We start from the raw sequence: 13,700 nt of genomic DNA on the forward strand, positions 1-13,700 counted from the left end.
GTGGGCGCCCTCTGGACAACGAGTTGCTACGCAACTCTTCGCAGCCTGCGGCAGCGACTACAAGTTTTGGTTCAGGGTCGGGACAAACCTGGCAAGTCCGGCAGTTTTTTCGGCGCATGCAAACGCACACGCTTCTGCCGGTTGAGTTCGCCGCTGATCAGGCTCACCTGGCTTTTGGCAATGCCGAACGCCTTGGCCAGAAAAGCCATCAGGTGGGCGTTGGCCTTGCCTTCTACCGGAGGAGCGGTGAGGCGGATTTTCAGACGGTCACCGTGCAGGCCGGCAAACTCGTCGCTGCTGGCCTTGGGTTGCAGGTGACAGTCGAGAATCAGATCCTCGCCGTCCCAACGGTAGTAGCTCATCAGATCAGGCCGAACAAGATGACCGGCATGCCGACGTACATGGCCAATGGCGGGATCACGAAGCTCTGGATCAGCTGGATCACCATGAACGCCAGGATCGGCGAGATATCCAGGCCGCCCATGCTTGGCAGGAAGCGGCGGAACGGTGCCAGGGCAGGTTCGGTGATCTGGTTGACCAGTTCCGCGCCAGGGCTGACGCTGCCCGGTGCTACCCACGACAGGATCACGCTGATGATCATGGCGAAGAAGAACACTTTCAAAAACAGCGCGGTCACGCCAATGATCGCCCACAGCAGCAGGCCCAGAATGTTGAAGGACATGTAACTGAGCGTCAGGACTACGGCGAAGATCACCATCTGCACGAGAATCGCCAGCACCAGCGACGACATGTCGAGGCCGAACACGCTCGGGATCACCCGGCGCAGCGGCTTGAGCAGCGGCTGGGTGGCCTTGACGATGAACTGGCACAGCGGGTTGTAGAAGTTGGCCCGCACCAGCTGCAGGATAAACCGCAGCAGGACGATCAGCAGGTAGAGGCTACCCAGGGTTTGAATCACGAAAATGGCAGCGCCATTAAGTCCGGACATCATGTACTCCTTTATTGACCCAGTTGTTCAGCCATTTCGGCCGAGCGGTGCGCGGCGGCACTCAATGCTTTTTCGACCGAGGCGGCAAAGCCGTCGGCCTGGAATGATTTGATCGCAGCTTCAGTGGTGCCCGCAGGCGAGGTCACGCGGCGGCGCAGTTCGGCGGCATCGACATCGCTGGCCACGGCCATGTGTGCGGCGCCCAGAGCGGTTTGCTCGGCCAGTTGCTTGGCCACCTCACGGGGCAGGCCGAGCTTGACGCCTGCATCGGTCATGGCTTCGATCAGCAGGAAGAAGTACGCGGGGCCGCTGCCGGACACGGCCGTCACGGCATCGATCTGCGCTTCACTGTCTACCCACACCACGATGCCCACGGCACTGAGCAGTTGTTCAGCCTGCTGGCGTTGCTCGGCGGTGACGTCGGCAGTGGCGAACAGGCCGCTCACGCCCTTGCCCAGCAGGGCCGGGGTGTTTGGCATGCAGCGCACCAGTGGCTGGTTGCCCAGCCAGTTAAGCAGGCTGGCGCAGGTAATGCCGGCAGCAATGGACACCAGCAGTTGATGGGGCTGCAGATGCGCACGCAGGTCCTGGCACACGGCTTTCATGGCCTGTGGCTTGACCGCAATGACAATCACGTCGGCGTCCTGGATGGCTTGCGCGTTATCGGCAAACAGTTCGATGCCATGCTCGGCGGCCACTTTGGCCCGCGTCTCGGCACCCGGATCGCTGGCGCGGATCTGTGCTGCATCCAGACCTTTGGCCAACAGGCCGCCGATCAGGCTGGAAGCCATGTTGCCGGCGCCGATAAAGGCAATACGCATTTTGCTCATAACCGATCCTTATAAAAAATGAGATAGGCCCTTTCAGGCCTGGCCGTAGTCACGGGCGCCAAATAATGCAGTGCCGATACGCACCCAGGTGGCGCCTTGGGCAATCGCCGACTCCAGGTCGTGGCTCATGCCCATTGAAAGCGTGTCGAGGCCCATGTTCAGGCTCTCTTGCAAGGTGCGTACTGCCGCAAAGGCAGCGTCCTGCTCGGCGCGGTCCTCCGTGGGTTCGGGTATCGCCATCAGGCCGCGCAGCTTCAAGCGTGGCAGGGCGCTGATGGCGGCCGCCAGCGCAGGCAAGTCAGTCGGGGTACAGCCCGATTTGCTGGCCTCACCGCTGACATTGACCTGAATGCAGATATTGAGCGGCGGCAAGTCGGCCGGGCGTTGTTCAGACAAACGCTGGGCAATCTTGAGCCGGTCCACGGAATGCACCCACGCGAAATGCTCGGCGATGTCGCGCGTCTTGTTCGATTGAATGGGGCCGATGAAGTGCCAACACAAGGGCAGGTCGGCTAATTCGACCTGTTTGGTGCGGGCTTCCTGCAGGTAGTTTTCACCGAAGTCGCGAATGCCCGCGGCATGGGCTTCACGCAGCGCGCCAGCAGGTTTGGTCTTGCTGACAGCGAGTAGATGAATGCTGGTTACATCACGTTGCACAGCCAGTGCGGCTGCGCGTATGCGCGCCTCAACTTGGGCAATGTTGCCTGCTATCGTGGACATTCTTTAAGCCCGCTGTTGTGAAAGTCAGCGGCATTCTACTGGAATTGGGAGGGGGGATGGATATCGCCGACCTGGTTGGCCTGCAGCCGCTGGCAGCGGCTGCAGGATTTGCCTGCGCTTAGCGTTGTACGACCTGCAAAGCGCCTTTCTCTTTTGGCAGAACGCGCTTGGCGACTACGTAGTGGTTTTGCCAGTAAGGCTTTTGCAGCGTGTCGATAGTCACCGATTTGCCGCGACGCGGGGCATGAATAAAGCGGTCATTGCCCAGGTAAATGGCAACGTGGTTGACCTTGCGGCTCTTGATATTGAAAAACAGCAGGTCGCCAGGCTTCAGGTCTTTGCGTTCGACCTTTTGCCCATGGCCGCTGGCCATTTCGCTGGAGGTGCGCGGCAAATCAACGGTGGCCACGTCATTAAAGGCGTATTTGACCAGCCCGCTGCAGTCGAACCCTTTACTTGGGCTGCTGCCGCCCCAACGATAAGGAGTGCCCAGCACGTTGACGGCGCGGCTCAGGACCGTGCTGCTCTGCTTGTTGGCGGCGGCCAGGGAAGCGGCCGCAATTTTGCCGGGGGCCTTGCGGTGGGCTTTACTGGACGCAGGACGTGCTACGGTCTTGCTGGTAGAGGCAACATAAGGCGTGCCCGCAGATGACTTTGCGGTGTAGCCGGTGAAGCCCGAAGGAAGGTGTTGCTCACGATTGGTGGCGTGGGCGGCCAGTGGCAATAATAGGCAAATGGTTAGCCATGTCTTGAATATAGGACGCATTCGGCAGGGCTCAATGGTTATAAACGCGAAACTTTATAACAGCTTTTTTGTCCTTTCTCAGGCCATTTGTCAGGTGGACTGTAGGGTCAAATTCCGTAAACGTGGTGGCAAATTGTCGCATGGCGAGGGTGCAGGTCAGGTCCTACAAGGCTTTGCGCCGATTCTTGTAAGACACTTTTACCTTTTGCGCGACAGTAAAAAAGTCACAAAAAACTTCACAATATTTTTCTATCAGCAGCAAAGAGGGCATTTATGAGCGGCTATCGAGATGATGTACAGCGCGATACTCACAGCAAAGTGCTGGGTTATTTGCTGTGGATTTTCGGTTTTCTGGGAGCGCACCGCTTCTATTACGGCAAGCCGGTAACCGGGACGATCTGGTTTTTCACCCTGGGCTTGTTGGGTATCGGCTGGTTGGTCGACTTGTTCCTGATCCCGAGCATGGATCGTGAAGCTGACTTGCGGTTCACCGCAGGTGACACCGACTACAGCGTGTCATGGATTCTGCTGACGTTTCTGGGCGTTTTTGGCGTACATCGCATGTACATGGGCAAATGGATCACGGGGATCATCTACCTGTTTACCGGTGGTTTGTTCCTGATCGGTATCCTGTACGACTTCTGGACCTTGAACGAGCAGATCTCGATCAAAAACGCAGAGCGCCGCTAAAGATCAAAAGCCCCTCACCCTAGCCCTCTCCCGGAGGGAGAGGGTTGGGGTGAGGGCCGTTGTTAGCCTTCGTAACTGATCCGACCATCCACCAGCGTGTAACGCACGGCACCCGGCAGGCAATGGCCGAGGAACGGGCAGTTGTCGCCTTTGGAATGCCATTTCTCACCAACCAGGGTCGAGGCCGCCGGGTCAAACAGCACCAGGTCCGCCGCCGAACCCACTGCCAGCTTGCCGGCTGGCAGGCGCAGGGCTTCGGCCGGGCCAGCGCTCAGGCGGTTGAGCAGCGTCGGCAGGTCGAGCAAGCCGTCTTCTACCAGGGTCATCGCCAGCGGCAGCAGCACTTCAACGCTGCTCATGCCCGGTTCGGTCGCGCCGAACGGGGCCAGCTTGGCGTCACGCTCGTGGGGCTGGTGATGGCTGGAGATGGCCTGCACCACACCTGACTTCACGGCCTCGCGCAGGCCGTCACGGTCGGCGCGGGTGCGCAGCGGCGGCTGTACGTGGTAAACGCTGGAGAAATCCACCAGCGCTTCATCAGTCAGAATCAGCTGATACAACGCCACATCCGCAGTGACTTTCAGGCCGCGGGCCTGGGCTTGGGCGATCAGGGCCACACCGCGGGCGCTGGTCAGCTGGCTGAAGTGCGCACGCACGCCACTTTGCTCAACCAACAGCAGGTCACGGGCCAGTGCTACGGTTTCGGCCGTTTCCGGAATACCCGGTAAACCGCGGAACGCTGCCATTGCGCCGTCGTGGGCAATCCCGCCCTCGGCCAGATCACGGTCCTGGGAGTGGAAGATCACGGTCAGGTCGAACGTGGCCGCGTACTCCAGCGCCCGGCACAGGGTGCGGGTGTTGGTGAAGCTGCTGAGACCGTTGCCAAATGCCACGCAGCCTGCGTCGCGCAGGGCGATCAGTTCGGCCAGTTGCTCGCCGTCCAGGCCTTTGCTCAACGCACCGATCGGGAACACCTTGCAGTTGCCGGCTTCACGGGCGCGGTCAAGGATCAGCTCGGCGACGGCCGAGGTGTCCAGCACCGGCTTGGTGTGCGGCGGGCAGCACAGGCTGGTGACACCACCGGCCGCTGCGGCGCGGGTCTCACTGGCGATGGTGCCCTTGCGGCTGTAGCCCGGTTCGCGCAGGGCAACGTTGAGGTCAACCAGCCCGGGGGCGGCCACCAGGCCTTTGGCTTCGATGGTTTGCGTCGGGGTGAAACCGGCTGGTGCTGCGCCAATGGCAACGATCTTGCCGGCTTCCAGGTGCAGGTCAGTCACTTGATCCAGGTGGCTGGTCGGATCAATTACACGGGCGCCGAGAATGCTGAGCTTCACTGGGCGTTCTCCTGTTCGAATTGGCGCTGGGCGGTTTGCCCGCTCATGGTCATGGACAACACCGCCATGCGCACGGCAATGCCGTAGGTCACCTGGTTGAGGATCACCGAATGCGGGCCATCGGCCACCGCGGATTCAATCTCGACGCCACGGTTGATCGGCCCCGGGTGCATGACGATGCAATCAGGCTTGGCCCCGGCCAGGCGGGCAGTGGTCAGGCCGAACAGGCGGTAGAACTCGCCTTCGCTCGGCAGCAGGCCACCGGACATGCGCTCGCGCTGCAGGCGCAGCATGATCACCACGTCCACGTCTTTGAGGCCTTGGGTCATGTCGGTGTAGACCTTCACGCCGTATTGCTCGATGCCGATCGGCAGCAGGGTTTTCGGCGCGATAACGCGAATGTCCTTACAGCCCAGGGTCTTGAGGGCGATCATGTTCGAGCGCGCTACCCGCGAGTGCAGGATGTCGCCGACGATGGCCACCGACAGGTTTTCGAAGCCGCCCTTGTGCCGACGGATGGTCAGCATGTCGAGCATGCCCTGGGTCGGGTGGGCATGGCGGCCGTCACCGCCGTTGATGATCGCCACCTGCGGGCACACGTGCTCGGCAATAAAATGGGCGGCGCCGGAGTCACCGTGGCGCACCACGAACATGTCGGCGGCCATGGCCTCAAGGTTGCGCAGGGTATCGAGCAGGGTTTCGCCCTTGCTCGCTGACGAGGTCGACACATTGAGCGTGATCACGTCGGCAGACAGGCGCTGGGCGGCCATTTCAAAGGTTGTACGGGTGCGGGTGGAGTTCTCGAAGAACACGTTGCATACGGTCTTGCCGCGCAGCAACGGGACTTTTTTAACCGCCCGGGCGCCAACTTCAAGGAACGAGTCGGCGGTGTCGAGGATTTCTGTCAGCAGCTCACGGCGCAAGCCGTCGAGCGACAGAAAGTGGCGCAGCTGGCCCTGATCATTGAGCTGCAGCGGGCGCTTGGCGTCTGTAGGCGTCATCGCAATGGTCTCTTAGAGGGCTAGGTCTTGAAGTTCGAGTGTCAGTGGTTCAGGGCCGGACAATTTTACCCGTTCGCTTGGCTTGAGTGACAAGGTGGCCCCGACCACATTCGGGCGGATCGGCAGCTCGGCGGCGTCCAGGTCAAGCAAGCTGACCAGGGTTACGCTGGCCGGACGACCATAGTCGAAGAGTTCGTTCAGCGCCGCGCGAATGGTCCGACCGCTCATCAGTACATCGTCGATCAGCACCAGGTGCTGGCCTTCGATTTCGAACGGCAGCTCGGAAGGGCGCACTTGTGGGTGCAGGCCGTTCTGGCTGAAGTCATCGCGGTAGAACGACACGTCCAGCGTGCCCAGCGGCGCATCGCTGCCGAGCGCCTTGAGCAGCGCCTGGGCAACCCAGATGCCGCCGGTGCGAATACCGATAAAACGCGGTTCAGTGATACCGCGACGGGCCAGGTGGGCCTTGAGATCAAGGGCCATCTGGGAGATCAGTTCAGCGGGAACAGGCAGGATCATGGTGGCTCCTTAAAAGGCCCGCGCAGCAGAACGTGCGGCGGCGGGCGCAAACAATGAGGCGGGTCAATTGTACAAGCGCCGGGTCAGTCTTGAGAGTGCGCCGGGTTCTCGTCGAGCCAGCCTTGCAGCACCAGCTTGGCGGCGATGGCATCGACGGGGTTGTCGCGGTAACTGCCGCGCTGGCCGCCCTGGGCCCGGCGTTCGCCCTTGGCTTCGAAGGTGGTCAGGCGTTCATCATGGGTAAAAACCGGCAGATTGAAGCGGCCATTCAGACGGTTGGCAAATTTTTGCGCGCGGGCGCAGAAGTCGCTCGGGGTGCCGTCCATGTTCAGGGGCATGCCGACCACCATCGCGTCGGGCTGCCATTCCTTGATCAGCTTTTCGATTTCTTCCCACTTGGGGATGCCATTTTCGGCTTTCAGGTTACACAGCTCGCGGGCCTGGCCGGTGATCATCTGGCCCACAGCCACGCCGATGGAGCGCGTGCCGTAGTCAAAGCCCAGCAGTAAACGAAGGCTGGCCATCAGGAATGGCCTGCTTGGGTGCTTAACAAATTGAGGTTCACTCCGAGGTGTTTGGCGGCCGCGTCGAGGCGCAGCTCGCTTGGGGTATCAAACAGGATATGAGCGGAATACGGGCAGGTCAGCCAGGCGTTGTCGGCCAATTCGGCTTCCAGCTGGCCCGCATCCCAGCCGGCATAGCCCAGGCAGATCAGGCTGCGGTTCGGGCCGCGGCCATCGGCAATGCTGAACAACGCATCGGCAGAGGTGCTCAGGGCCAGCCCGTCATCGAGTTCGACGGTAGCGTCAAAGTTCATGCTGGCCGGATGCAGGACAAAGCCACGGTCGATCATGACAGGCCCGCCACCGAAAATCGGTACGTGCTGGCACAGGGGTGAAGACGGTTTTTCCGGGCGCAACTGCTCAAGAATATCTGCCAGGCTCAGTTCCAGCGGGCGGTTGACCATCAGCCCCATGGCGCCATTGGCCGTGTGCTCGACGATGTAGGTCAAGGAGTGGGCAAAATTCGGGTCGGCCATATGGGGCATGGCGATCAGGAATTGATGCTTGAGGTAAGTCGGCGCGTGTTTTTTCATGAGTCTTAGTGTGGCGCTGGCAGCGTTAACTGACAAGTTTGCAGCTCAAGATTCCTAGGTCTTTGTGGGAGCGGGCATGCTCGCGATACAGGCGGCGCGGTTTAACGTTAAAACGCAGCGATCCAATCGCGAGCAAGCCCGCTCCCACCGTTGCCCTGTGTATTAGTTGCTGGACAGCCGATCGCCTTCGGCGAATTTCCAGGTGCGGATAATCTCCAGCCGGTCGATGTCCGCCAGATCACCGGTAAAGGGGGCAAAAGGTGCCGCCAGGCGCACGATGCGTTGTGCCGCCTGGTCCAGCAGCGGCTGGCCCGACGACTCAAGCACCAGTACTTCATGTAGCGAACCGTCGCGGTTGATCGACACCAGCAGGCGCAGTTTGCCGTAGATCTTTTCCCGACGTGCCTGCTCGGGGTAGTTGAGGTTGCCGATGCGTTCGATCTTCTTGCGCCAGTCTTCTTTATACCAGGCACCTTTGTCGCGCATGGTCGAAGCCGCGCTCATGCGGTAGATCTTCGGGCGCTTGGCGTAAAGCTGCTGCTCGTTGGCCAGTTCGGCTTCGAGGCTGGAAATCTCGCTGGACAGCTGGGAACTGTCAAATGTTGGAATGCTGGCCTTGGGTGCCGCTTCGGTCTTGACCTTCTGCGGCTGGCTCGGCGCTTTTTTCGCCGCGGGCGCCACGGTGGTTACGGCGGCCTTGGGCGCGGCCTGGGTCTGCTCGGGTCTGGCGGCAGGCGGCGGAGTGACCTTTTTAACGCTGCTGTCCTGGAAAGGGGCGATTTGTGTCGTCTTGGGTACGGCTTTCTTGTCCAGGGTGCCGCTGCCCTGCTGGTTGTCCTGGGCCAAAAAGTCGGCTTTTTCCGGTGCTTTCTCGCTTTTGAACGTGGATAGGGTGATTTCCAGGGTTTTGCTGATCTGTTTGGGCGTTTCCATGTTGAACCCTACGCCGACAATCACCGCGATATGCAGCAGCGCCGCCACAAACAGGGTAAATCCGAGGCGATCGGCCGCGCGCACGCCTTTATGGTCGAGTTCGAGGGGCAGGTCGTTGGGAAGTGTCATGGCAAAAAGACCAACATCGCGGGTTTCACGGGGTGCCCATGATAGCGCAATGTTGGTCTGTTACAGGGCTTGCAGATCAGCGTGCAGCGAGCTTGCGCTCAATCGCATCCATTAACAGGGCGCCGATATTGGTGCCGAATGCATTGTCTATCTCGCGGATGCAGGTCGGGCTGGTAACGTTGATTTCAGTCAGGTGTTCACCGATTACGTCCAGTCCGACAAACAGCAGACCTTTTTCACGCAGCGTTGGGCCGACCTGAGCTGCAATCCAGCGGTCCTTTTCGCTCAACGGGCGGGCTTCGCCACGACCGCCTGCGGCGAGGTTGCCACGGGTTTCACCCTGGGCCGGGATACGTGCCAGGCAGTAATCTACCGGCTCGCCGTCGATCATCAGGATGCGTTTGTCGCCATCCTTGATCGCCGGCAAATAGCCCTGCGCCATGATCTGCTGGGTGCCGTTGTTGGTCAGGGTTTCGAGAATCACTGACAGGTTCGGGTCGCCCACACGGTGGCGGAAAATCGATGTGCCGCCCATGCCGTCCAGCGGCTTGAGGATCACGTCACCGTGCAAGGCAGCAAACTCACGCAACACGTCGGCGCGGCGGCTGACCACGGTCGGCGGCGTACATTGGGTGAATTGGGTGGCGAACAGTTTTTCGTTGCAGTCGCGCAGGCTTTGCGGCTTGTTGACGATCAGCACGCCATCACGCTCGGCCTGTTCCAGCAGGTAAGTGGAGTACACAAACTCCATGTCGAAGGGCGGGTCCTTGCGCATCAGGATCACGTCCAGATCGCTCAGGGCCGTGTCGGTCTCGGCGTCCAGCTCAAACCACTTTTGCGGGTTGGCAAACACCTTCAGCGGCTTCATGCGGGCCCGGGCCTTGCCTTCATTCAGGTAAAGGTCTTGCTGCTCCATGTAGAACAGGGTCCAGCCACGATCCTGGGCGGCCAGTAACATGGCCAGCGAGCTGTCCTTTTTATAGGAGATGCCCGCAATGGGGTCCATGACAATCCCGACTCGAACGCTCATGGCAAATTCCTCAAATAAATAGTGGGCGCAAAGGCTTTGAAAAGTGGCGCCAGAGTGGCGCTGAGTGTGGCCCCGGTCAAGGAAAAACCGCCTGCTCCAGTCAGCCCGCAGCCCTTCGATAGATTGACGGTCGTGACTGTGCTAAAAAGGCTCGTACAGTGCTTGCAGCCCTTGTCCATCAAGGAGTTGGGGTTTCAGGCCGTAGATTTGTAACAAAACGGGTCGCCTTGGCGATGGTAGAGCAGATATGGAAAAGCATTCCAGCGCCTTGAAGGTGATGGTGATCGACGATTCGAAAACCATTCGCCGCACCGCCGAAACACTGTTGAAAAACGTGGGCTGCGAGGTGATTACCGCCATCGATGGCTTTGATGCGCTGGCCAAGATTGTCGATCACCACCCGCACATTATCTTTGTCGACATCATGATGCCGCGTCTGGATGGCTATCAGACCTGTGCGCTGATCAAGAGTAACCGGGCGTTCAAGTCGATCCCGGTGATCATGTTGTCGTCCAAGGACGGTCTGTTCGACAAGGCCAAGGGGCGGATTGTGGGGTCTGATCAATTTTTGACCAAGCCCTTCAGTCGTGACGAACTGCTGAGCGCAATCAAGGCTCATGTGCCAGCCTTCAACATCACCCAAAGTGCCCAATGACACCGGCCAGCCGGCCAATCACCTGATAAATGGGGAACACCATGGCTCGCATTCTGATCGTCGATGATTCGCCGACTGAAATGTACAAATTGACCGGCATGCTCGAAAAGCACGGCCATGAAGTGCTCAAGGCCGAAAACGGCGCAGACGGTGTCGCCCTGGCGCGTCTGGAAAAACCCGATGTGGTGCTGATGGACATTGTGATGCCGGGTCTCAACGGCTTTCAGGCGACGCGTCAGCTCACAAAAGATCCGGAAACCGGCAACATCCCGGTAATCGTTGTGACTACCAAGGATCAGGAAACCGACATGGTCTGGGCTCAGCGCCAGGGTGCCAAGGGCTACCTGACCAAGCCGGTGGACGAAGAGCAACTGATCCTCAAGGTGAAAAAAATCCTGGAAGAAAACCCTCCTAAATGACGGTCACCCTATGCCCGGCGCACTGACAGCCTTCGAGCTGCTGCTTGAGATCGACCAGCGTTGTCGCTCGCTGGCAGCGGGTCTGGCGCCTGCACAGGCGCAGCTCGACACCTGGAGCGGTATTGGTTTTCGCATCGGTGAGCATTGTTTTGTGGCGCCGATGGGTGAAATTGCCGAGATCCTGCATGAGCCGCGGTTTACGCTGCTGCCCGGGGTAAAACCCTGGGTCAAGGGAGTGGCCAATTTGCGCGGACAACTGCTGCCGATCATGGACCTGTGCGGGTTTTTCGGGATCGAACTGTCACCCCTGCGTAAACAGCGTCGTGTATTGGTGCTGGAATACAAAGAGGTGTTTGTCGGCTTACAGGTCGATGAAGTGCAGGGCATGCAGCACTTTGCCCATGCCGACCTCAATACTGATACGCAAACCTTGCCCCACCCGGTATTTGCGCCTTATGTGCAAGGGCACTTTGCCGCTGAGCACCTGTGGTGGGTGTTCAGCCCGTTTGCCCTGGCCCGGGCGCCACAGTTCTGGGCGGTGGCCGTGTGAACAGGCTTTCAGCTTTAAAACGGCATCTCAGGACCTGATCGATGACCACAGCCAATACCGCTAAACCAATGGAAGGGTCGCGCAGTCGTTCGCAGATCATCGTGCTTTTTATCGCCCTGATCGTGTTCATCATGCTGTTGTTCGCCAATTTTGCTTACCTCAATACCCAGTCCAACTACGACAAGCAGTACATCAGCCACGCGGGCGAGTTGCGGGTTTTGTCCCAGCGTATCGCCAAAAACGCCACCGAGGCCGCTGCCGGCAAAGCCGCGGCATTCAAATTGCTGATCGATGCGCGCAATGATTTCAGCCAGCGCTGGGGTTATCTGAAAAAAGGCGACCCGGCTACCGGCCTGCCTCCTGCTCCTGCGTCCGTACACAAGGAAATGCAGGCGGTGCAGCGTGACTGGGAGCTGCTGCTCAATAACGTCAACGCCATTCTGGCCAGCGAACAAACCGTGCTGTCGCTGCATCAGGTGGCCGCAACGCTGGCCGAAACCGTGCCGCAGTTGCAGGTCGAATACGAAAAAGTCGTCGAAATCCTTTTGCAGCGTGGCGCCCCAGCCAGCCAGGTCGCCCTGGCCCAGCGTCAGTCCTTGCTGGCCGAGCGTATTTTGGGTGCGGTCAATACCGTGCTGGCCGGTGACGAAAATGCCGCCCAGGCCGCCGGAGCCTTCGGCCGTGATGCCAACCGCTTCGGTCTGGTGCTCAACGGCATGCTCGAAGGCAATGAAGGGATGAGAATTACCCAGGTTGAAGACAAGGATGCCCGCGCCCGCTTGCAGGACATTTCCGAACTGTTCCAGTTTGTGTCCGGTACGGTAGACGAAATCCTTGAAACCTCGCCGCAACTGTTCCATGTGCGTGAAGCGGCAAACAACATTTTCAGTCTGTCGCAAACCCTGCTCGACGAAGCTTCGACCCTGGCCAATGGTTTTGAAAACCTCGCCAGCGGGCGCTCGCTGGATATTATCGGCGGTTATGTTCTGGGCTTGTTGGCACTGGCATCGATCATCCTGATCGGCCTGGTGATGGTGCGCGAAACCAATCGTCAATTGCGCGAAACGGCAGAAAAGAACGAGCGAAACCAGAATGCGATCATGCGGCTGCTTGACGAGATTGCCGACCTTGCGGACGGCGACCTGACGGTGACCGCCTCGGTGACCGAAGATTTCACCGGTGCCATCGCCGACTCGATCAATTACTCCATCGACCAGCTGCGTGAACTGGTGGCCACCATCAACCTGACGGCAGGCCAGGTCGCGGCAGCAGTCCAGGAAACCCAGGCCACAGCCATGCAACTGGCCGAAGCTTCCGAACATCAGGCCCAGCAGATTGCCGAGGCCTCCGGGGCTATCAAGGAAATGGCCCATTCGATCGACGAAGTATCGGCCAACGCTTCCGAGTCTTCGGCGGTTGCCGAGCGTTCCGTGGCCATTGCCAACAAGGGCAATGAAGTGGTTCATAACACCATCCATGGCATGGACAATATTCGCGATCAGATCCAGGACACCGCCAAGCGGATCAAGCGTCTGGGTGAGTCTTCGCAGGAAATCGGCGATATTGTCAGCCTGATTGATGATATTGCCGATCAGACCAATATTTTGGCGCTCAACGCCGCCATTCAGGCATCGATGGCTGGCGATGCCGGGCGCGGCTTTGCCGTGGTGGCAGACGAAGTGCAGCGCCTGGCCGAGCGCTCATCGGCGGCGACGCGGCAAATCGAAACCCTGGTGCGGGCCATTCAGGCCGATACCAACGAGGCAGTGATTTCCATGGAGCAAACCACCACCGAAGTGGTGCGTGGCGCCCGTCTGGCCCATGACGCCGGCGTGGCGCTGGAAGAGATCGAAGGGGTGTCGCAGAATCTGGCAGACTTGATTCAAAGTATCTCCAATGCCGCACAAAAGCAGACCACTTCGGCGGCGCAGATTTCCCTGACCATGAATGTCATCCAGCAAATCACCAATCAGACCTCGTCCGGCTCCACGGCGACTGCCGAAAGCATTGGCAACCTGGCCAAAATGGCCAGCCAGCTGCGGCGATCGGTATCCGGCTTCACTTTGCCAGCTCCGTCCAAAGACCATGAGCCACAGTAAT

17 protein-coding genes are annotated in these 13,700 nt (G+C 59.6%); 5 read left to right on the forward strand and 12 right to left on the reverse strand.

What is annotated here, in order from left to right; all coding sequences use genetic code 11:
- Positions 1-71 precede the first annotated feature (71 nt).
- The 5 genes from CJU81_RS07985 to CJU81_RS08005 all read right to left on the reverse strand — a co-directional run bounded on the left by CJU81_RS07985 (position 72) and on the right by CJU81_RS08005 (position 3,265).
- Positions 72-362, reverse strand: a complete 291-nt coding sequence (locus CJU81_RS07985) for a DUF167 domain-containing protein (RefSeq protein WP_095036175.1) — start codon at positions 360-362, stop codon at positions 72-74.
- Positions 362-949, reverse strand: coding sequence for a YggT family protein (locus tag CJU81_RS07990; protein ID WP_016782540.1), 588 nt, complete (start codon positions 947-949; stop codon positions 362-364). Before CJU81_RS07990 ends, CJU81_RS07985 begins: the two co-directional genes overlap by 1 nt.
- Positions 950-960: 11 nt before the next feature.
- Positions 961-1,779: a pyrroline-5-carboxylate reductase gene (gene proC, locus CJU81_RS07995; protein ID WP_095036176.1), complete on the reverse strand. Its 819-nt coding sequence runs from the start codon at positions 1,777-1,779 to the stop codon at positions 961-963.
- A gap of 33 nt (positions 1,780-1,812) precedes the next feature.
- A complete protein-coding gene (locus tag CJU81_RS08000; RefSeq protein WP_095036177.1) occupies positions 1,813-2,499 on the reverse strand; it encodes a YggS family pyridoxal phosphate-dependent enzyme in 687 nt (228 codons plus the stop codon).
- Between the two features lie 118 nt (positions 2,500-2,617).
- Positions 2,618-3,265 carry a C40 family peptidase gene (locus tag CJU81_RS08005; RefSeq protein ID WP_095036178.1) on the reverse strand — a complete coding sequence of 216 codons (648 nt, stop codon included), beginning with the start codon at positions 3,263-3,265 and terminating at the stop codon, positions 2,618-2,620.
- Positions 3,266-3,517: 252 nt separating this feature from the next.
- Here CJU81_RS08005 and CJU81_RS08015 point away from each other — a divergent pair, with 252 nt between their 5' ends.
- Complete coding sequence (locus CJU81_RS08015) at positions 3,518-3,934, forward strand: NINE protein (RefSeq protein ID WP_095036180.1); 417 nt, start codon at positions 3,518-3,520, stop codon at positions 3,932-3,934.
- Between the two features lie 62 nt (positions 3,935-3,996).
- Here the strand turns inward: CJU81_RS08015 and CJU81_RS08020 are convergent, their stop codons facing one another.
- From CJU81_RS08020 to gshB, 7 genes are all read right to left on the reverse strand, one after another.
- The gene (locus tag CJU81_RS08020) at positions 3,997-5,268 is read right to left on the reverse strand and encodes a dihydroorotase (RefSeq protein ID WP_095036181.1); all 1,272 of its coding nucleotides are present in this window, start codon (positions 5,266-5,268) and stop codon (positions 3,997-3,999) included.
- Positions 5,265-6,269 carry an aspartate carbamoyltransferase catalytic subunit gene (locus tag CJU81_RS08025; protein ID WP_095036182.1) on the reverse strand — a complete coding sequence of 335 codons (1,005 nt, stop codon included), beginning with the start codon at positions 6,267-6,269 and terminating at the stop codon, positions 5,265-5,267. Before CJU81_RS08025 ends, CJU81_RS08020 begins: the two co-directional genes overlap by 4 nt.
- A 12-nt stretch (positions 6,270-6,281) precedes the next feature.
- Positions 6,282-6,788 (reverse strand): bifunctional pyr operon transcriptional regulator/uracil phosphoribosyltransferase PyrR, encoded by a 507-nt coding sequence (pyrR, locus tag CJU81_RS08030; protein WP_095036183.1) that lies wholly within the window; start codon positions 6,786-6,788, stop codon positions 6,282-6,284.
- Between the two features lie 83 nt (positions 6,789-6,871).
- Positions 6,872-7,312, reverse strand: coding sequence for a Holliday junction resolvase RuvX (gene ruvX / locus CJU81_RS08035; protein ID WP_088378774.1), 441 nt, complete (start codon positions 7,310-7,312; stop codon positions 6,872-6,874).
- On the reverse strand, positions 7,312-7,884 hold the full coding sequence (locus CJU81_RS08040; protein WP_095036184.1) for a YqgE/AlgH family protein: 573 nt from the start codon (positions 7,882-7,884) through the stop codon (positions 7,312-7,314). Before CJU81_RS08040 ends, ruvX begins: the two co-directional genes overlap by 1 nt.
- A 162-nt stretch (positions 7,885-8,046) precedes the next feature.
- Positions 8,047-8,946 carry an energy transducer TonB gene (locus tag CJU81_RS08045; RefSeq protein ID WP_095036185.1) on the reverse strand — a complete coding sequence of 300 codons (900 nt, stop codon included), beginning with the start codon at positions 8,944-8,946 and terminating at the stop codon, positions 8,047-8,049.
- 76 nt (positions 8,947-9,022) lie between these two features.
- Entirely contained in the window at positions 9,023-9,976 is a 954-nt protein-coding gene (gene gshB, locus CJU81_RS08050) for a glutathione synthase (protein WP_094999863.1), read from the reverse strand.
- A gap of 247 nt (positions 9,977-10,223) precedes the next feature.
- Between gshB and pilG the strand changes: the two genes are divergently transcribed.
- Genes pilG through CJU81_RS08070 form a run of 4 tightly spaced genes read left to right on the forward strand, consistent with a single transcriptional unit; the run spans position 10,224 to position 13,699 of the window.
- Positions 10,224-10,631: a twitching motility response regulator PilG gene (pilG, locus tag CJU81_RS08055; RefSeq protein WP_095036186.1), complete on the forward strand. Its 408-nt coding sequence runs from the start codon at positions 10,224-10,226 to the stop codon at positions 10,629-10,631.
- A gap of 41 nt (positions 10,632-10,672) precedes the next feature.
- Positions 10,673-11,050 (forward strand): twitching motility response regulator PilH, encoded by a 378-nt coding sequence (gene pilH, locus CJU81_RS08060; RefSeq protein ID WP_095036187.1) that lies wholly within the window; start codon positions 10,673-10,675, stop codon positions 11,048-11,050.
- 10 nt (positions 11,051-11,060) lie between these two features.
- Positions 11,061-11,600 carry a chemotaxis protein CheW gene (locus tag CJU81_RS08065; protein WP_095036188.1) on the forward strand — a complete coding sequence of 180 codons (540 nt, stop codon included), beginning with the start codon at positions 11,061-11,063 and terminating at the stop codon, positions 11,598-11,600.
- A 41-nt stretch (positions 11,601-11,641) separates the two neighbouring features.
- Positions 11,642-13,699 (forward strand): methyl-accepting chemotaxis protein, encoded by a 2,058-nt coding sequence (locus CJU81_RS08070; protein ID WP_095036189.1) that lies wholly within the window; start codon positions 11,642-11,644, stop codon positions 13,697-13,699.
- Position 13,700: the final 1 nt, after the last annotated feature.

The organism is Pseudomonas fragi (assembly GCF_002269505.1).
Taxonomy (GTDB): Bacteria; Pseudomonadota; Gammaproteobacteria; order Pseudomonadales; family Pseudomonadaceae; genus Aquipseudomonas; species Aquipseudomonas fragi_D.